The sequence below is a fragment of the Gimesia sp. genome, from assembly GCF_048262075.1.
GTDB lineage: Bacteria > Planctomycetota > Planctomycetia > Planctomycetales > Planctomycetaceae > Gimesia.
In genome coordinates this window covers 104,279-122,965 of the sequence record NZ_JBLXFK010000012.1, presented here as the reverse complement: position 1 = coordinate 122,965, position 18,687 = coordinate 104,279, and the positions used below count along the sequence as shown (strand labels likewise).

Below are 18,687 nucleotides of genomic sequence, written 5' to 3'. Positions count from 1 at the left end.
TATTCTCATTATGAATCAATTTCACATCAGATTGTCATTAATAGTACTCTGTCTATTAATAAATACATCAGCACTCATAGCAGAACCCGGCCCGGCACTGTCTGCTCCTCAAGACATCTCATTCATAGCCAGCTGCGATCAGAGCCAGCAACACTACGTCCTCATGCTCCCGAAACCGTTTGATGACCAGAAGCCTCATTCTGTCTTGATTGCCTTACACGGGCATGGATCGGATCGCTGGCAGTTTGTGAAAGAGACGAGAGGGGAATGTAAGGCAACCCGCGATCTCGCCGCGAAGTATCAGATGCTGTATGTCTCCCCCGACTACCGTGCCCGAACATCCTGGATGGGTCCCAAAGCAGAGGCAGACCTCGTCCAGATTATTGCTGACCTCAAAAAACAGTATCAGATCAAGCAGGTCTATCTGTGTGGCGGGTCCATGGGAGGCTCTTCCAGTCTGACCTTTGCAGCTCTGCATCCCGAACTGATTGACGGGGTCGCGGCGATGAATCCCACAGCCAATCACCTGGAATATGATCAGTTTCAGCCCGCCATCCAGACATCATTCGGAGGCACGAAACAGGATATTCCCATTGAGTATAAAAAACGCAGTGCCGAATACTGGCCGGAAAAGTTCACCATGCCCGTCAGTATTTCCGTTGGCGGTCAGGACCATCTGGTGCCTCCCGACAGTGCCCGTCGACTCGCCCAGATCCTCAAACAGCTTAACAGACCGGTTCTGCTCATAGATCGCCCAGAGGCAGGACATTCGACATCCTATGAGGACAGTTATTCCATTCTAAAATTCATGATGGAAAAATCAGCGCAGCAGAATCGGCGTTAAAATTGGTCACGGTCCAATCTGAGTATCGTTGCGCAGCATATTCCCGCGGTTCAGCAACTCTTCAGTCGGCACAACCACCTTGGGCTGCAACTGGTAGGTGAACTCGTGCCGATTGGTCACTTCGAAGGGCAGCAAATTGTCCGACACCGCATCCAAAGGGAAGACCTGATACCACGGAGTTTTCACTTTCTGCATAACGGATTGAGTTTCATAGCCATCTTTGGTTAATGTAATTTCCCGTGTTGCATAATAGGTGAAATCGACGGAGACCGGAGTATACCCGATCTCATCCCCATCCACTTTAACCAGGGCACCGGAGGGAATGGAACGGATCGTCATTCTCCGATGGACACAGCCAGATTGAGAAATCGCCAACAGGACCAGCAGCGCAAGCAGATACCGCCGCTTTGTATTCACGGTTAATTCGCCGCAAAATCCGGAAATCTCAGGCTGACAGGAATCGGACATGGATAATTGAAATCAGAAGTAACGTGAACGGCAAAATAATTCGATCTCGGGTTGGGAAACCCGATAGAAGAGCGGGGATTTTACTGAGATACTGGATTTCTGCCAAGACAAGTTTCTCTATGATAAATGCCCCTCGATATACGTAAGTCATTTATAAATAACACCTTAACAACCACCCACAAACACGATCCCGATCTGAGAAACTGCGAACCTCTTCACAACTCCTTGTTTCAATACATTAAATCGATCGTGAAAACAGCAGATTTAAGGAATACAGGAAATTATTTTGCAGACAAAAGCGGGTAAGTGTGCCCGTTATCTTGAATTTCTTGTCCGAGCGTGCGATAAAGTGCGAATCAACAGTAAGTTATAGAACTCTGAGCCTTACAGCTAGAGTTTTCAACAATCGGGACGTGGCGCAGCCTGGTAGCGCGCTACACTGGGGGTGTAGAGGTCGCAGGTTCAAATCCTGTCGTCCCGACTATCTTTAAAATAAGCTCTTCGGCGAGTATGTCGGAGGGCTTATTTTTTTAACAAAGCGACTTACATCATTTACAAGACAGATGGATTATGTGGTAAGAATAATCCTTAACAGGTTTGCAATACAGAGATCGCTCTCTCTGTATCACATAAGAGCCAATTGATCTAAACTGCAATCTCTGCCTGACTATAGACTCCTCATCTGGATTACTGACGCTCCGCAATTTTGTGAATTCAGTTTCCCCCCCCGGAGTATGACTTCTGATTCGAGATGACATTGCTGAGAGCTAGACTGTGTTCAGTTTTACAGTAGCGTTTCACTGGCTGTTTGGCACGAGTCTATTAAATTGAGAGACGCTATAGTTAAATGTGATGCGTTCTAACAACAATCAATATTGATACCATAGAAACTGAAGAACTATGAAAACTCGCAAACTCGGCAATAGTGGCCTCGAAGTTTCCGCGCTGGGACTCGGTTGCATGGGAATGAGTTTTGGCTACGGCCAGCCCATTGATGAAGTAACCGGCGTTTCACTGATTCGTGCAGCCGTCGATCTGGGTGTCACCCTGTTTGACACGGCCGAAGTCTACGGTCCTTTCACGAATGAAGAACTGGTCGGTAAAGCACTCGCTCCCGTTCGAGATCAGGTTAAAATAGCCACCAAATTCGGCTTCGCTATCGACGATCAGGGAAATCAGACCGGCTTGAACAGCCGACCAGAGCACATCCGAAAAGTGACCGATGCGTGCCTGCAGAGACTGCAAACCGATCATATTGATCTGATGTATCAGCATCGCGTCGATCCCGATGTACCGATCGAAGACGTCGCCGGTACGGTTAAGGAGCTGATTGAAGCTGGCAAAATCAAACATTTTGGCTTATCAGAAGCGGGGGTGGATGTCATCCGACGGGCACATGCCGTTCAACGCGTCGCGGCGTTACAAAGTGAATACTCGCTCTGGTGGCGCGAACCGGAAGAAGAAATTCTGCCCACTCTGGAAGAGCTGGGAATCGGTTTCGTGCCCTTCAGTCCGTTGGGTAAGGGGTTCCTCACCGGTAAAATGGACGAGAACACCACGTTTGAAAGCAGTGATTTTCGTAACAAGGTCCCGCGTCTTTCCGCCGAAAATCGAAAAGCGAATCAGGCGTTCGTCGATCTCCTGGCAGAAATTGCCAGTCAGAAGCAGGCGACCTCTGCACAGATAGCCCTGGCCTGGATGCTTGCAAAGAAACCCTGGATCGTCCCGATTCCGGGTACAACCAAATTACATCGACTGGAAGAGAACATGGCTGCCGCTTCCATTGAGCTCACTGAGGGGGAACTCAGTCAAATCGAACAAGGGGCAGCACGGATTGAAGCAAGCGGCGAACGCTATCCCGAAGCGGCAATGAAAATGATCAATCGTTAAATTATGATCACTTTGAGCCTGAGTCCGTTTCTACGACTCAGGTCCCTTGATATCAAACCCGAAACGAGAGCACATTACTTTTAGCCATAGGATCTCTCAATCTATTATACCCGGTCCACAAGGCCCTGGAGACGCTAGAGTAAAACTGGGTACAATCTAGTCTTCTGCCTTCAATCCAACTGCCTTACCGTCCAACTGCCATTGCTCTTCGATCTCACCCAAAAGATGTGCCAGCGCAGTTGCTGTCACGTCCACCAGATAGGCCTGCTGCTCGATGCGCCCCGGTTTTACTGAGGGTCCATGGACAATCAGGAAGACCCGGCGAATTTCTGGCACCTGATGACCTTTACTATGACCACGTTTCAGGCCACCGTGGTCAGTGCAGACAATGGTCAGCCAGTCTTCGTTTTCATAATTGGGACGGGCTTGCATTGCTCTGAGAACGGTTTTCACACACGCATCAACCTTCTCAATCGCCGAAATGTACTCGGGAACATCCGGACTGAATCCAATCGCATGTCCGGTGGCATCGGTCTGATGAAAATAGACAAACATCGCAGTCGGATTCTCTTCTCTCAGGATGCGTGCTGCCTTGGCTGCGATAATTTTGTCACGCTCTCCTTCCCGTTCCAGTGAACCCGCATTACGGGGATCAGGAGGTTGAACATAAACTCGCACGGTATTGTCTTGATGCAATTCCAGATTTAATGCGCCGGCTTTCCCATCATAATTACCCATTAAAATATTACGGCCCTTATCCGTCGTCTGAAAACGAGCTTCTAAGGTGAAATCCGATCGAGTGACTTCTTGTAACGGTTTCTTCATCGCTATTTTCAAGCCATGCGTTTTGTTGCCATTGACAGGCAATTCCAGTGCCTGTGAATCCGAACCGCTCCTTTGCTTCACCAGCTTGAGTTCCGATGCAGGTGAAACTGGTTTCGCTGGAAAAAGACCTCCAGCATGATCGGCAATATCAGAGAACTGTCCGTCCTGGGCATCGCTTTCCGGCTTGCATTCAAATGTGTACTCAGCAAGCAGTCCTTTGCGATCCACCGATGGACTCGCTCCGGTCGTTCCTTTTACCGACAGTGCAATTTCCTCAGTCGATAACGCCCGCTTCCAGATTCGGATATCATCCAGTTGACCATGAAAGCAGGTTTGCCCCGCACGGGAATCTCGCCCCAGATAATAAAAGTCTCCGCCCAGCTCAAAATCCAGATCCGCTCCGGGCAGCGTAGCGATCTGCTTACCGTCGAGATACAACTGCAATACATCCTGTTTACGGACAGCCAGCAAATGATGCCATTTTCCATCCCGAGTATCGATATTGAGTTTTGATGCAGAAACACTTAAATCCGCGGTCTGATTTTTTACACGTGGTAATGACTCAACCTCAGCAATATCCGCTTCGGACAAAATGTGTTCATGGATCGGCTCCCACGAGACCAGTGATGCTGTCTTTGCATCAGGTCGCTCCCGCTTCAGTCGTTTGAAAAAATGCGGAAACAGTTCGTAGTTCTTGCCTTTGAAATTATTATCTTGTACACCATGTTTGTCGGCCCAGACACCGGTCAGAATACTCGACCAGCCGGGCCCACTGATCGTATCATTTTTCTGATATCGTTCGCCCAGGATCTGTGCCTGATCTGTAAACGCGCCCTCGTGAACCAATCTGTCAAACGTCGGAGTCTTCGCTTTCAACAGCGCATCCGGTCGCGTGCCATCCATGCCGATGATTAACACGCGTTTGCTTGTTCGATCCCCATTAGTCTCAGCCGCCGATAATGGAGGTAACAGAAGAATCTCAGAGAGAAGTAGACAGAAAATGCCGGCTATCTGTTTCAAGTTGCTCATCACAGTTCTTTCCATCAGGCGAGTGATTAGAACTGGCTTCAGTAAAAATCTCTTCAGCCAGATAAGACTATAGTATAGCGCGGCCTGTTTTGAATACTCAACCGCGTTGTGATGAATTTGCGATGAAGTTCTTACTCAGTCCACAAATGGCTGCATTGCCAGATCAGCGACATCATACAATGGCTTCTGCCCCGCTCTGCCTGCCGCATGCGGCCGATTCTGATGACCGCCTTTTCCTTTACCGTGGGTGTCATTCCCCTTGTAATTGCCACTGGCGCCGGTTCTGAAATGCAACATGTACTGGGCACAGCAGTTTTCAGCGGAATGCTGGGTGTCAATCTGTTTGGACTCTTTCTGACTCCTATGTCATGCTACGAAAATGGTCACCTTTCGTGAGCAGACCTGTCCACATGATGTGAAGCCCGAGACATTTCTCGACAACCAGTTATAAAATAAAACCTCAGCATCGATACAATAGCGATGCCGAGGTTTTTCGTATTTCGATCGCGACTCTTGGTTTGACTGTGCCCAGCTTTACTGTAGCGTCTCCAGGGACATGTGAACCGAGTGTAATAGGCCGCGAGACGCTATGCAAAAATGTGATGCGATCTAGGCTACTGTCACATCCAGAGTAATGTCAGCGTTAAACAGTTTCGAAACGGGGCAGCCGGCTTTCGCCATGTCGGCCAGTTCTTCCACCTTGGCAGCATCTGCTCCTGGAACGCTGGCTTTCAAGGTCAGGTGAATCGCATTAATCGCAAAACCCCCTTCAACCTGATTTAACGAGACTTCAGCAGAAGTCTCCAGCTTGTCGGCTGTGAAACCGGCATCGCCCAGAATCTTCGACAGGGCCATTGAGAAACACCCCGCATGTGCAGCTCCCAGTAGCTCTTCAGGGTTCGTTCCCTGCTCACCTTCGAAACGGCTGGAGAAACCATAGGGTAAACTGGTCAGAGCACCACTCTCGGTTGATACTGTCCCTTTTCCATCCTTAAGCCCACCCTGCCAGACTGCAGATCCTGTTCTTTTAATTGTCATAACAAACTCCTTTATTTTGATTGGATACTATTTACAACACCGTCCCGTCAGCTTAATCAATTCTCAGCATCCTGTCACGTTCCAGCCGACAAACACATCCACAGTAAATCTTGATGATTAAAAATCAATCAGATTGAGAATCCCACCATTGCGAGTTACCCGGCCCCAAGACTACAATCTATCATTCTTAAGATCTTGATAACATCTAACCTCAAAATCAGGTTAAAAAAGAGGAATCCAAACCATGTGTCACCGCAATTCATATAGTTATCAAATCCTCTTATTTATCATCATTCTGGTCCCCTGCACCACCGTTCTCGCGGAGCCCCCATCTCCCTTTAAACCAGACACTCCCTATACAGCGAAAAAAAGTGGACCCGTTACCCATGACGTGGAGTTCTCAATCATTGTGACTCCCCCTTATCACTGCAAAGTGTTGAAAGTATGGGTTCCGGTCCCCCAATCCGATGTAGCGCAGAAAATTTCAGAGAGTCTCTTCAGTACCTTTCCAGAAAAAGTCAAACCGCAGGTCTCCAGTGAACCAGTCTACGGAAACCGTTTTGCTTACTTTGAGTTTCATAATCCGCATGGCGCCCAGATCATTACTCATCGCTTTCAGGCAAAGCTCTGGAATCTGAACTGGCAAATCAAACCGGAAGCTGTCGAAATGGTCACAAACTGGCCCGCCCAGTTCGCCCCTTATCTGACACCGCAAACCATTCAGGACCAGCAACAGTTTCAACAGGTGCTGAAGCAGATCGGGAATAAGAACGAAATGAAAAACCCAGATTTGATGCAGGCGATGAGCTGGATTGATCAGAATCTGACCTACGATCACATCAACGCGTCGTTACAGGCCGATGCCAATCACGCCCTTAACAAACGACGCGGCCACTGCAGTGATTACCATGGTTTATGTGCCACATTGGGACGGGCTCTGGGATATCCTACACGTGTCACCTACGGACTGGCCCTCTTCCCCAAGAACTCACCCTCGCATTGTAAAATGGAAGCCTTCCTGCCCCCGTATGGTTGGGTCAGTTTTGATCTTTCGGAAACTCAGAAAATGGTTAAATCAATTCAGGCCTCAAGCGAACTGACTCCACCAATAAAGCGATCGCTTACCACAGCAGCCCGACACAGGCTTCGCTCCGGTTTTCGTGAAAACAGCTGGCTGCTTCTGACAAAAGGCACCAACTACGAACTGGCACCTCCTGCATTAAAACCGGTACGGATCGTTCGCACCGCCTATGTTGAAGCAGATGGAGTGGCACTCCCGGAACCAGACCCGGCTAACAACAACAAGCGTGAATTCTCCTGGATGACATCACACCGCTACACGGCTGACAGGCCCTTCAAGAAACCATTCAAAGATTTCTCGGCGCTCCGCAGCGATTAGCTGGTCCGAGATTTCTATTCCACATCAATTCAATCTCGACAGTTACTTTAGAGAACGATAAGGAATCAGCTTCCACAATCGTTTGTCGCGCAGAAACAGGCTCAGCCAGACCAGTACGCCAATTCCCGCCTGAACGACAAAGGGATCGCCGACGCGCCAATGAATGCAGATCGCACCGCCCAGATAGCCGGTCAATAGAATGGCTCCCAGCACCGACGTCCAGGGAAGCAGATACAGTACCAGGCAGGTCAGCTCCAGAACCGCCAGCGGAACCACCATTGAGTCGGGCAGTCCCAGATGAGCCATGCCTTCTGCCAGTTCAGGGCCTCCTTTAAGTTTCATCACTCCGCTCATTCCGAACAGGAAAGCCATGGCAGCAGCAATCAGACGACCAATCCAGACCAGTGCAGTCTGAGGGCGTTGACTCGGGGTGGATATGGCGTCATTCATAATCAATCCCTGGTTGAGAGCCGGGAAGCAGTGATAAACAGATCAAAACATATACATCAAACAGAGAACGCTATCGTTCTGTTTAAGATCGCAATTGAAATTCACTCGGCTGCAGAAGGATCCATATAGAACACTTCCCAGATATGACCATCCGGATCCTGGAAGCCGTGTGCATACATAAAGCCATGGTCCTGGGGCTCATTATAAATACTTCCCCCGGCAGCAACAGCTTTCTTTACCAGTTCATCTACCTGATCCCGATTCTCACAGGATAATGCCACCAGCACTTCCGTACTTTTTGTCGCATCACAAATTTCTTTGGGAGTGAACATCTTAAATTTGGGATAAGTCAACAGCATGGCATAAATTTCCTCGCTGATCACCACGCAGGCAGCTGTTTCGTCTGTCCATTTTTCATTAATCGAATATCCTAATGCTTTATAGAATGTCATCGACTTATCCAGATCTTTGACCGGGAGGTTTATGAATACTTTTTTCGACATCTCAACTCCAGAATCCAATGTGAGTGATGATTGATTGATTTCTCGTTCGCTTAAACACAAAACTCGGGAATCGCGATAATTATTCTGCCGAGTTCAACCGCTCCGCAGCAGTTCTGATCCGATCTTCCTGCACCTGTAACTCCGGTGTAAATTCTTCGCCGAAATCTTCGGGTTCAAATAAGGGCCGTATTTCAATGTCCGACTCCTCAGACATGGGATTGGGACAGCGTTTCACCCACTTGATCGCTTCTTCCATCGAATCCACCTGCCAGATCCAGAACCCGGCGATCAGCTCTTTCGACTCTGCAAACGGACCATCGATCACCGTACGATTGGTACCGGAAAAACGAACACGGGCACCGCGTGAGCTGGGGTGCAGCCCTTCTCCGGCCAGCATGATTCCTGCTTTGGCCAGTTCTTCATTGAAGTTTCCCATGTCTGTCAGCAACTGTTCGCTCGGCATTTCACCTGCTTCCGAACTGGGAGTGGCCTTGACCATTACCATGACTTTCATTTGATTTTCCTCTCTGTTCATCTCGGAACTGCTATCTGTTTCGCCTGCTGTTCGATTATTTAACAGGTAGTACCGGATTCGACATCGCGGTCTATTTTTTCACTGGAATTTCCGGCAACTCGAAAATGGGCCGAATCTCCACAGTCCCTTTCTTCGCCGGTGGAAGACGACTGGCAATCGCGATCGCCTCGTCGAGATGATCGACATCTATAATATAATATCCCCCCAGCTGTTCGGTGGTCTCTGCAAATGGACCATCTGTAACAATGCGGCGGTCCTCACGAACCCGCACACTGGTAGCCGTCGAAACCAGATGTAATGGCGAAGACGCCAGGTATTGCCCTTTGTCATTCAACTCATGGCAAATCTGCATCGACTCTTCCATGCAGGCAGACCGTTCTTCTTCGGTCCAGTTTCCTTCTTCACCATAAATCAGCAGCATATATTTCATCGTATTCACCTTTAACACTTCGATAAAAATCAATAACTCACGTCAAATTGAATCCAGTTTTATGATTTCGACTCAGGCAGATCAGTAAGTTCAACCACGGGACGCACCTCAACGGTACCGACTCTTGCACCGGGAATACGACGTGCGACCGCGATGGCCGCCTCTCTATTTTTCACATCCACCAGAAAATAACCTCCCAGGTGTTCCGTCGTTTCTGCAAAGGGACCATCTGTGATAAATGCTTCTCCTTCACGAACTCGCACACTCACAGAGGTCGTCACCGGCTGCAGAGGTGCAGCAGAACAATACTCGCCTTCCGCGTCCAGTTCGTAACACAACGCAACAGACTCTTTCATCGCCAGCTTCCGTGCTTCTGCTTCCCAGGCATCTGCTTCTGCATAAACCAGTAACATAAATTTCATAACCGGAATGCTCCCGTTAAGTCTTTCGACGGTAGTGCGAAGTCATAATCTGATGCCACTCTCCTTCTTCGGTCAGGATTTCACTCGCAAGGATCCAGTGAGCGTCATCAATCAGTTCAAGGGAGTCTCTGTAAGACGTCATGCCTTCTCCGTGAAACCTGGGGCCCTCTGCATCCAGGATCAGCTTCTTCTCCGCTTTAATTACACCACGCGTGTATTGCCACAGACAGGTCATCATAGACCCCACGAACGTTCCCACATAACAACTCTTTTTAGCATCGTAGCCTAAAGTCATCAGCGTTGACCAGCGTCCTCCCTCGGGTTCCTCTCCCCTGCCTTCCAGCAGATACCACATTCCCTCCATCGAGCGACATGTGGTTTCGCCTGTTGATTGATGTGTTGGCTCTCCGGGCCCCATCTGACATTCTGTTTCCATCAACCAGTCTCCCAGCAATGGCTCCAGCCAGCTGTGTTCCACCTGGGGTTTTTCAAACATCCTACTATCCTTTTGTCAGTTTATTAAAAAGTGACTTTCTGATATCTGCCTTTCAGGTATTCCCGGCAGTTGCATCACGTGCCTTAATTAAAGCGTTGATCTCATCATCCGCAGGCCGGATTTCAAAAGGCCCGAAACGAACGCCTGGATGCTTTGACATTAGAGCAATGGCATGATTCAAATCCCGGGCTTCCAGAAACAGCAAACCACCAATCTGCTCTTTGGTTTCCGCGAATGGCCCATCGGTCACATCCACCTGCCCTCCTTTCATTCGCAGTGTCACAGCAGCTTCCGCGCGCTGTAATGCTTCACCTCCGACAAAGTGACCGCCTCGTCTGAGTTCGTCATCGTAAGCAAAACATTCTTCCATGAACCCTGCCATTTCAGCTTCCGTTTTGCCTTCCATGGTTGCATCATCGTAGTAGCCCAGACAGACAAATTTCATCTTTTACTCCCCAGAAATGTATATGATCTGATCGTGAAATTTATTGAATTACAATGACTCTCCAGCCGCAGCCTGTTGCAGACGTGCAATATCCAGTTTTGTCATCTGCATCAATTCCTGCATCACCCTCCCGGGAACAGCAGGATCGGGATCTGACATCAACTCAGGCAATATACTGGGAACGATCTGCCAGGAGAGTCCGAACTGATCTTTCAACCAGCCACACTGCCCCGGCTCTCCACCTGCAGATAACTTTTCCCACAGCTCATCGATTTCGTCCTGGGTATCACAGTTCACAGCAAATGAAACCGCTTCGGTAAATCGAAACAGGGGGCCGCCATTCAAGGCCAGAAACTGCTGACCTTCCAGTTCAAATGCAGCTATCATGACCGAACCCTCAGGTCCCAGGGCTCCTGCGCCATAATAATTGACATTCAGTTTCTTCGAGTTTTCAAATACCGACAGATAGAATTCCATCGCCTGCTCGGCATTGTCATTAAACCAGAGAAATGGCGTAATTTTCTGCACCTTGGACATGATCCAGATTCCTAATGATTGGAGTAATAAAGAAGCTGAAAGCAGACAACAGCAAAATCAGCCCTGGCTGAACATTGCCTGCATACCTTCCTGAATTTCTTCCTGACTCAGATCACGCACATGTGTCGCGATCGCCCAGCAATGCCCGAACGGATCTTCCACTTGCCCGTAACGATCTCCCCAGAACATATCAGTCACAGGCATTTTCAATGTGGCTCCCGCTGTGACTGCCTGCTCAACCAACGCATCTGCGTCTTCCACCTGCAGATGCAGTGTCACAGGTGAACCGCTCAATTCTTTGGGACCTTGAATGCCACAATCGCTGTTTGAATCTACCAGCATTACCTGCGAATCACCAATTTTGATACAGCCATGCATCAGCCTTCCATTCGGTCCAGGCATCCGCATTTGTTCGACTGCACCGAAGGCTTTCTCATAAAATGCAATCGCAGCGGCCGCCCCGTCACAGACTAAATGAGGTGTGACCGTATGCATGCCTTCGGGAACAGGTTTAACGTCTGAGTTCTGGTTTGCTGAATTCATGGTATTCCTCCACAGTGCATCTGAAAATGTGAGAATCCGTATTTGCTCTCAATGAGAATCAAATACCTTATTTACCCTGTAGTCGAATGTAACCCGGCGAAATCGACATTCAGGCAGAAACTTTTTTCATTTTGAGAAAAACACGTCTCCCACAGGGAATCTCATCCACATAAAACCAGCAATAGCACTCTCTTACGAATGGATAACTTTACTGAGATTGAGCCTGAATTTGCGCCAGTTCCTGCAGACGCTTTTCCAGAAACCGAGATTCTGCCGTCTGATTCGTCAGGGAGAGTGCTTTCCCATAAGCGGCTCGTGCTGCCTCAATCTGCCCCAGTCGTCTGCAGAGTTCAGCGCGGGCAGCATAGATCAGATGGTACTCCTTGAGATCTCCGCGAATCAGAATCGCATCAATTAACTGCAAACCTACTTCTGCACCATCACGCATCGCAATCGCCACGGCGCGGTTCAATTCAATGATCGGCGTCGGATTGGCCTGTAACAGCAGATTATACCAGGAAACGATACGTGACCAGTCAGTCTCCGCGCTGCGTGAAGCGACTGCATGGACGGATGCGATAGCCGCCTGAATCGTATAACTGCCCACTTCACCGGAGGCAATTGCCTGCTCGACCAGTGCCGTTCCCTCCCGGATCTTTTCCTGATCCCATAAAGAACGATCCTGATCTTCCAGCAGAATCAGATCTCCTTCAGTAGTCGAACGGGCTTCACGGCGCGACTCGTGGATCAGCATCAACGCCAGTAAGCCTTTCACCTCCACATCATCCAGCAGGGCCAGCAATAGGCGGCCCAGTCGAATCGCCTCCTCTGATAAATCTTTACGTGTTAAAGAATCGCCTGACGAAGCAGAATAGCCTTCGTTGAAAACCAGATACACGACCGTCAACACAGCATCCAGCCGCTCAGGCAGATCAGCCCGGTTTGGCACAACATAGGGAATGCCCGCATCACGGATCTTCGACTTGCCCCGTACGATTCGCTGCGCCATTGTGGAAGGCGAAGTCAGAAATGCGCTCGCGATTTCCTCCGTTGACAAGCCACACACTTCGCGTAAGGTCAGCGGAATCTGGACCTGGGGTGCAATCGCGGGATGACAGCAGGTGAAAATCAACCGCAGGCGGTCATCTTCCACTTCATTATCCGACTTGTCAGAATTCAGGGCCGCTATCCCCTCCAGTCTTTGTGCCACTTCAAGCTGTGCCTCATCAAAGCGGACACTGCGGCGAATATGATCAATGGCTTTAAAACGCCCAGTCGATACCAGCCACGATCGGGGATTGGCGGGAATTCCATCACGGTGCCACTGTTCGACCGCTGCAGCAAAAGCTTCGTGCATCGCTTCTTCAGCCAGATCGAAATCACCGATCAGCCGAATTAACGTCGCGAAGACACGTCGTGACTCGCTACGATAAACTTCGTCTACTTTTTCGCGAATTTCTGCAGAGGAAATCTTACTCATCTGACTTCTTCTTTAATCTCAGACGAAAACTGCGCGTTCAAGCAATCTGTATGAAACGACCAAGCGGAAAGTTCAAGCGGGATCTACTTTCCCTTAATGATCTTGCTCAAAATAGGATGATTATCCCGAATGTGATAGGACAATGCCTTGCGGGCTGCACGCCAGTCCTTTTTGATCAATGCTGTCAGAATGGCCTGATGCTGTCTGACCGTTTCAATGGCGGTTTCCCGGTCCTGATCTTCCCAGTCAAACAGAATATCATAATACCTGCCCTGTCGCTGAAAAAAGTCTTTGATGTAATAATTACCCGCTTTTTCGATCAGATATTCATGTAAAGAATTATCGATCTGAACGTCTTCTTTCGCAGACTGTGGAATGACATTACCGTTCAGGATCTTTTGCAGATCTTCTTCCTTAAGATGAGGTTTCGCCAACTCCAGTGCTTTGAGCTCCAGCAGCTCCCGGACTTCGAGAAAAGCCTGCATGTCTTCCTGGCGAAACGGTCTGAGCCGCCAGCCACGTCGCGGAATATGATCCAGAATCCCAGTACCCGCCAGGCGATTTAAAATAATCCGTAGCGAAGAACGACTGATTTTATATCTGCGGGCCGTCACCTCTTCTCGGATATCGACCGGCTCTCCCTTCAGACTGAGCTTCACAAAATCATTTGTGATCACTTCAAACATGTCTGCTGGTGGTTCTGGTAACTCGGAACTTTGCCCCTGTTTGAGAGGCGTAATCTGCTCTGCATTTCGAACCAGTCTGCGATTCGCCCCTTTCTGCAGCAGGCCTTCTTCAACCAGCTCTGCCAATGCTATCCGAACCGGTGAAAAGCTGACCTGGTAGTGTTCTGACAGTGACTCCAGCGTCAACGGAGCCGGTAGTTCCTGACCACTCCGCAAACGAATTTCCAGGTCATTCTTGATGTAGTTCTTGAGAGACATGACGCGATTCTGAGACTAACCGTCTTTGTGGTGAAGTGCCTAAAACAAGGCTGAACCAGTAAACCAGAGGCGAAAGAATACTGCTTCTCCTTCCCATCCAGTTTACATTTCACGCTTCCTGTATGAAAGTCTGCACCTTCAGAAAAGCATAAAACCTTGTTTGACAGTTCTTTCCACAAGTCGCTCTGCTACACGCCCAATTCTTCCCAGGGGCCAGTGATCGCGAAGGTCACGCCTGGATGTTGAATATTTACAAACAGCCATTCCCCATCCGGGCTGAAACAGGCCCCCGCCCATTCACCACCGCTGAAATCTCCTGCCAGCGAGCCGTGCTGACCGCTCTTCAACTGAATATTGTTGACCGCGACCGTCTGCAGTTCCCCTTTACGCGAAAGGGCATGCAGACGCAGAGGCTTCAGGTCAGCGTCTTCACACAGGATCAGTCCGCCTCGGGGGCTGACTGTTAAATTGTCCGGACTGTCGAGAATCTCATGACTCGGCGATTGAAATACCAGCTCCAAAATGTGATCCTGGGGTGAGTAGGACCAGACTTGCCCCAGACCGGCTTCGCCACCATTCGTGCAATTAAAGTACACAACCCCATCGCCAAACCAGCAACCTTCCAGACGGCCAAACGTGGTTGCACCTTTGGCTTTTCCCTGCGAGTAGACTCCGAGACCGTCTTCTTTGCCCGGTGTATTGCGACGCAGGGGATCTTCAATATTTACCCACTCTGCTTCGTAGCGAATTCCAGTCCTGGCGCCGGTTCGCAGATCATCTTTGCCTTTGATCTTAATCATCTGCAGGCGGCCTCCTTTCGTCAGAACCTCAGGTTCGTTCGGCAGGAAGCGATAAAAACCGGCAGTATCACGGTCCTCGGTTTCGTAGATCGTGCCTTCCGCAGGATCAATGGCGAGTGCTTCATGGACGAAACGGCCCAAAGCCTGCAAAGGTTCCACAGAAGCCTTCCCTTCAGCGGGTACTTCGAAGACCCAACCATGATGTTTTTCATGCTCGTACTGAACGTCCCGGAAACTTTCCTTCGGGCCTATCACTGTTTCCTCGCAGGAGAGCCAGGTACCCCAGGGAGTAGGCCCGCCGGCACAGTTCTGTACGGTCCCTGCCAGACTCGTCCAGCTCCTCAACCATTTCCCGGATTTGACATTGAACTGCAGATTCGCACAACCACCGCCTGCCTTGGAATCAAAGGTCAATTCCGCCGGACCAAAACTTTTCGCCCCCTTAATTTCGTGATTTCGACAAAGCGTTATGATATCACCGGTCTGGGAGATCACTCCCATCCCATCATGACCTTCCGGCGTGATTACACCATCAGACATCACATCCCCCACCCAGCCGAATGACTGGTAGCGAAACCCTTCAGGCAGCTTTAATAAAGGCAATCCTGTTGTTTCATCCCGGATCGGGTTGAGACCGGAATCACTTTTCTCAAGCCCTTTGGCTTCGACTGCAGACAGAAAACGAGAAAAGACAGTACCTGCTGCAGGAGCAGCAATCGCTGATTTAAGAAATAGACGCCGCGATGAGGATGTACGCACGAGTCCCTCTGTGAAACTGGAAAGCAGGACATTGTGTCAAATTGTGGTTCCGAACACAGAACCCGGGGAGGAAATGACACTTTTGCAAAATAATACAAGGTTTTGTTAAGTTTTAATGAACAAACAATGAAGACTTCCAAACCAGTTCTTCTTATTCGCATAACCAGAATTTCTTGAACAAAGGGAGAGCCTCTGTTGGGCTCCCTTTTCATTAACACATATGCCCAGTAGAGCTCTATTTCCGCTGAAAACATTCAACTTGACCCGCTCCTGGCATTCAGCATACTTCCCTTGTTTTATGCGTCGCGCGCGTTGCTCATTTTTTCACAATATGAGAATTGATTCACACCTGCCGTTTCTTCACCAGAACAAGTCCCTGAAAACAAGGCTTTTTCTTATTTTCGGACTTTTCAGTCAGCATCCATTCACTCATATTTCTGTCAATTTTGACCCATTTCAAGCCCTTTCAGTACCACGTTTACGCTTTAACACGCTCTGGGGCGCACCAGCCTGAGGACAGTCTCGCACTTATCTAAGTCAACCGACCTGGAATTCAGTATTGAAATTCCAATCTTCTTGCTGCGGGGAGACTCTCAGGCGATAACTGATCTGCGCATCAGCTCCTGCTGAATTTCCAGCCTGGAATATCTGCGTTATTTTATCAGTTGCGCAGCAGTCAGCGGAGATGAAAAGCCGACAGTACCACCAGATAGCAAAGTCACCTCAATCAGCGAGTGACCTGCTGGAAAGGCCGCTCGTCTAGGGGCCTTTTGAAGAAGGAAACGAGAACCCGGACTGACGGATTCGTGAAGGTTGCTGCTGAGGTTGATCTCCGGCCTCCTTCAGTCCCGAACTACCTTTCATCGCACCGCTCACACCCAATACTTCCGGATGGCGGGCAATCTTATCACTGAAAATGCGAATGTCCCGGGCAATCGGCTCCAGGTTATTCAACAACACAGTGAGTGAGCTGGCAGATCGGTTCATGTTCCGATAGAGCTCCGGATCGGACATGAATTTTTTCAGTGACCCATCCCCCTCGTTCAACGCTCGAGAGAAGGAGTTCAGTTCTGCCAGGATGGCATCCAGGCGTGATAAACTGCGATCCATTTTGATAACCATTGACTGGCTGTGTTTAGCCAGCGGATCGGTTACCTGTGAAAGATTATCCAGGTTCTGTCCGGCCTTCTGAACTGCGATTTCGACTGAAGCAATCGTACGTTGTGTACTTTCAATCATCGCTGGCATGGCTGCCATTGAACGTTTCAGGTTTTCCTGCTGCACGGGATCAGCCACCAGTTGATTGACACTGGTCATCATCTGGTTCATCTTACGCATCGCCAGCGAGAACTCTTCCAGGGAAGTCGCTGTGCGTTCGATGACAACATCCAGATTCCCCTCTTTGGTCTCCATCAGGCGATTCATATTGCTCGCTACTTTTTCCCATTCCTGGCTGGTGGCAGAAAAAGCATTGAGGGTTTTGGTCACCTGCTGCTCCATTCGATGCACGATCTCCATCGGATCACTTGACTCACGTCCCACCAGGCGATCCCCCGGGTTCAGGAAATCAGTGCTGACGCCGGGCTCAATCACGATTTTCGAATCCCCCATGATCGAACTGACGATCTGCGGACTGGCATCTTTGCGCAGATGCTGTGACTCGCTGATATTCACCAGCAGCATGACTCCCGGTTTACTGTCACTGGTAATAATCTTATCCACTTCACCAATGCGAATTCCGTGACGCACGACAGGCGTGCCACGATGCACGCCGGAAATCGACTCAAACCGCATGGCAATCGTGTACTTTTTCTTCCACAGTGATTCCAGTTGGCCGAACTGAAAAATCATCCCGGCTCCGGTGATCATTGCAGAAATCACAAATAGTCCTACGCGAAATTGAATCTGGCGGTCCGTCATAATTAACCTCTATCTCGATCTCATCCTTGAGACCAATGACTCTGATCTGGTATTAAAACAATTCTTTTTTCTGTCTCAGAATGGGACAGTTCAACTGGCTTCAGCCAGTTCCCGAATCCGGTCTCCGGCTTCACCATGCACAAACTGATGCACACGCGGTAAGTCAGACTCAAATGCTTCCTCAGCCGTACCTTCGAAGACAATCTGTTCTTCGTTCGGCCCTAGTCGTGCCAATGGATACAGCATGATGATCCGGTCCGCTACTTTTTTCACAGTACTCATATCGTGTGTCACTACGATGCTGGTCACCGGGCGACTGGCGCGTGTCTGTAGGATCAGTTCGTTAATCACATCGGTCATCACCGGGTCGAGCCCCGTGGTAGGTTCGTCATATAACATGACTTCAGGAGTCATCGCCAGCGCCCGTGCCAGACCAACCCGTTTCTTCATGCCACCAGAAAGCTGTGCCGGTTTTTTCTGACTGATCGCTTCGGACAGCCCCACTTCCCTTAAACGTTCTACCACGATCTGATCGATCTCTTCTTTTTTCAGTCGCGTATTCTGTTTCAATCCGAAGGCCACATTTTCGTAAACAGAAAGACTGTCAAATAAGGCAGCTCCCTGAAACAGATAACCAATACGCAACCGGTCGCGATGCAGTTCTCGGGGATTGCGATCCGCAATCGAGCGACCGTTCCACAGAACATCGCCCTGTGAGGGCTGTAGCAGATTCATGATCATTTTCATGGTCACGCTCTTGCCACATCCACTCTCGCCGATCACGACCAGAGTTTCACCGCGGCGCACTCCAAATGAAACATCGCGCAACACCTGCTGTGTGCCGAACTGGCGGGAAACATTCCGCAGTTCAATCACATAACCATCATTGGCGGTTCGTTCATTCATAACTTTAATTTTTCTGTTCGATGT

At 49.4% G+C, this 18,687-nt stretch carries 20 protein-coding genes, 1 tRNA gene and 1 pseudogene; 5 read left to right on the top strand and 17 right to left on the bottom strand.

What is annotated here, in order from left to right; genetic code table 11:
- Positions 1 to 163 precede the first annotated feature (163 nt).
- A complete protein-coding gene (locus ACN0YH_RS21135) occupies positions 164 to 844 on the top strand; it encodes an alpha/beta hydrolase family protein (protein WP_417381576.1) in 681 nt (226 codons plus the stop codon).
- 6 nt (positions 845 to 850) lie between these two features.
- On the opposite strand, the gene ACN0YH_RS21130 is transcribed toward ACN0YH_RS21135, so the two are convergent.
- On the bottom strand, positions 851 to 1,312 hold the full coding sequence (locus ACN0YH_RS21130; RefSeq protein WP_417381575.1) for a PEGA domain-containing protein: 462 nt from the start codon (positions 1,310 to 1,312) through the stop codon (positions 851 to 853).
- 407 nt (positions 1,313 to 1,719) lie between these two features.
- Between ACN0YH_RS21130 and ACN0YH_RS21125 the strand changes: the two genes are divergently transcribed.
- Both ACN0YH_RS21125 and ACN0YH_RS21120 read left to right on the top strand, forming a co-directional pair.
- Positions 1,720 to 1,793: transfer RNA gene (locus tag ACN0YH_RS21125), tRNA-Pro, on the top strand.
- A 419-nt stretch (positions 1,794 to 2,212) separates the two neighbouring features.
- Complete coding sequence (locus ACN0YH_RS21120; RefSeq protein WP_417381574.1) at positions 2,213 to 3,202, top strand: aldo/keto reductase; 990 nt, start codon at positions 2,213 to 2,215, stop codon at positions 3,200 to 3,202.
- A 156-nt stretch (positions 3,203 to 3,358) separates the two neighbouring features.
- Here the strand turns inward: ACN0YH_RS21120 and ACN0YH_RS21115 are convergent, their stop codons facing one another.
- Positions 3,359 to 5,056 (bottom strand): LamG-like jellyroll fold domain-containing protein, encoded by a 1,698-nt coding sequence (locus tag ACN0YH_RS21115; protein ID WP_417381573.1) that lies wholly within the window; start codon positions 5,054 to 5,056, stop codon positions 3,359 to 3,361.
- Positions 5,057 to 5,257: 201 nt separating this feature from the next.
- Between ACN0YH_RS21115 and ACN0YH_RS21110 the strand changes: the two are divergent.
- Positions 5,258 to 5,452: pseudogene (locus tag ACN0YH_RS21110) on the top strand (efflux RND transporter permease subunit); the annotation flags it as partial.
- Between the two features lie 213 nt (positions 5,453 to 5,665).
- On the opposite strand, the gene ACN0YH_RS21105 reads toward ACN0YH_RS21110, so the two are convergent.
- On the bottom strand, positions 5,666 to 6,094 hold the full coding sequence (locus tag ACN0YH_RS21105) for an OsmC family protein (RefSeq protein WP_417381572.1): 429 nt from the start codon (positions 6,092 to 6,094) through the stop codon (positions 5,666 to 5,668).
- A gap of 244 nt (positions 6,095 to 6,338) precedes the next feature.
- Between ACN0YH_RS21105 and ACN0YH_RS21100 the strand changes: the two genes are divergently transcribed.
- Positions 6,339 to 7,493, top strand: coding sequence for a transglutaminase-like domain-containing protein (locus ACN0YH_RS21100; protein WP_417381571.1), 1,155 nt, complete (start codon positions 6,339 to 6,341; stop codon positions 7,491 to 7,493).
- A gap of 42 nt (positions 7,494 to 7,535) precedes the next feature.
- On the opposite strand, the gene ACN0YH_RS21095 is transcribed toward ACN0YH_RS21100, so the two are convergent.
- From ACN0YH_RS21095 to ACN0YH_RS21030, 14 genes are all read right to left on the bottom strand, one after another.
- Positions 7,536 to 7,943, bottom strand: coding sequence for a DoxX family protein (locus ACN0YH_RS21095; RefSeq protein WP_417381570.1), 408 nt, complete (start codon positions 7,941 to 7,943; stop codon positions 7,536 to 7,538).
- Positions 7,944 to 8,044: 101 nt separating this feature from the next.
- Positions 8,045 to 8,446 (bottom strand): VOC family protein, encoded by a 402-nt coding sequence (locus tag ACN0YH_RS21090; RefSeq protein ID WP_417381569.1) that lies wholly within the window; start codon positions 8,444 to 8,446, stop codon positions 8,045 to 8,047.
- A 79-nt stretch (positions 8,447 to 8,525) separates the two neighbouring features.
- The gene (locus ACN0YH_RS21085) at positions 8,526 to 8,960 is read right to left on the bottom strand and encodes a YciI family protein (RefSeq protein WP_417381568.1); all 435 of its coding nucleotides are present in this window, start codon (positions 8,958 to 8,960) and stop codon (positions 8,526 to 8,528) included.
- Positions 8,961 to 9,051: 91 nt separating this feature from the next.
- Positions 9,052 to 9,411: a YciI family protein gene (locus tag ACN0YH_RS21080; protein ID WP_154897958.1), complete on the bottom strand. Its 360-nt coding sequence runs from the start codon at positions 9,409 to 9,411 to the stop codon at positions 9,052 to 9,054.
- Positions 9,412 to 9,470: 59 nt separating this feature from the next.
- Positions 9,471 to 9,833, bottom strand: a complete 363-nt coding sequence (locus ACN0YH_RS21075) for a YciI family protein (RefSeq protein ID WP_417381567.1) — start codon at positions 9,831 to 9,833, stop codon at positions 9,471 to 9,473.
- A 16-nt stretch (positions 9,834 to 9,849) separates the two neighbouring features.
- On the bottom strand, positions 9,850 to 10,329 hold the full coding sequence (locus tag ACN0YH_RS21070) for a DUF1579 domain-containing protein (RefSeq protein ID WP_417381566.1): 480 nt from the start codon (positions 10,327 to 10,329) through the stop codon (positions 9,850 to 9,852).
- A gap of 52 nt (positions 10,330 to 10,381) precedes the next feature.
- On the bottom strand, positions 10,382 to 10,774 hold the full coding sequence (locus tag ACN0YH_RS21065) for a YciI family protein (RefSeq protein ID WP_417381565.1): 393 nt from the start codon (positions 10,772 to 10,774) through the stop codon (positions 10,382 to 10,384).
- Positions 10,775 to 10,822: 48 nt separating this feature from the next.
- Positions 10,823 to 11,311 carry a VOC family protein gene (locus tag ACN0YH_RS21060; protein WP_417381564.1) on the bottom strand — a complete coding sequence of 163 codons (489 nt, stop codon included), beginning with the start codon at positions 11,309 to 11,311 and terminating at the stop codon, positions 10,823 to 10,825.
- 57 nt (positions 11,312 to 11,368) lie between these two features.
- Positions 11,369 to 11,854: a VOC family protein gene (locus ACN0YH_RS21055; protein ID WP_417381563.1), complete on the bottom strand. Its 486-nt coding sequence runs from the start codon at positions 11,852 to 11,854 to the stop codon at positions 11,369 to 11,371.
- A 208-nt stretch (positions 11,855 to 12,062) separates the two neighbouring features.
- Positions 12,063 to 13,334, bottom strand: a complete 1,272-nt coding sequence (locus tag ACN0YH_RS21050; RefSeq protein ID WP_417381562.1) for an RNA polymerase sigma factor — start codon at positions 13,332 to 13,334, stop codon at positions 12,063 to 12,065.
- Positions 13,335 to 13,417: 83 nt separating this feature from the next.
- The gene (locus ACN0YH_RS21045) at positions 13,418 to 14,278 is read right to left on the bottom strand and encodes an FCD domain-containing protein (RefSeq protein ID WP_417381561.1); all 861 of its coding nucleotides are present in this window, start codon (positions 14,276 to 14,278) and stop codon (positions 13,418 to 13,420) included.
- 188 nt (positions 14,279 to 14,466) lie between these two features.
- Positions 14,467 to 15,837, bottom strand: a complete 1,371-nt coding sequence (locus ACN0YH_RS21040) for a PhoX family protein (RefSeq protein ID WP_417381560.1) — start codon at positions 15,835 to 15,837, stop codon at positions 14,467 to 14,469.
- Between the two features lie 759 nt (positions 15,838 to 16,596).
- The gene (locus tag ACN0YH_RS21035; RefSeq protein ID WP_417381559.1) at positions 16,597 to 17,757 is read right to left on the bottom strand and encodes an MlaD family protein; all 1,161 of its coding nucleotides are present in this window, start codon (positions 17,755 to 17,757) and stop codon (positions 16,597 to 16,599) included.
- Positions 17,758 to 17,847: 90 nt separating this feature from the next.
- Positions 17,848 to 18,663, bottom strand: coding sequence for an ABC transporter ATP-binding protein (locus ACN0YH_RS21030; protein WP_417381558.1), 816 nt, complete (start codon positions 18,661 to 18,663; stop codon positions 17,848 to 17,850).
- Positions 18,664 to 18,687: the final 24 nt, after the last annotated feature.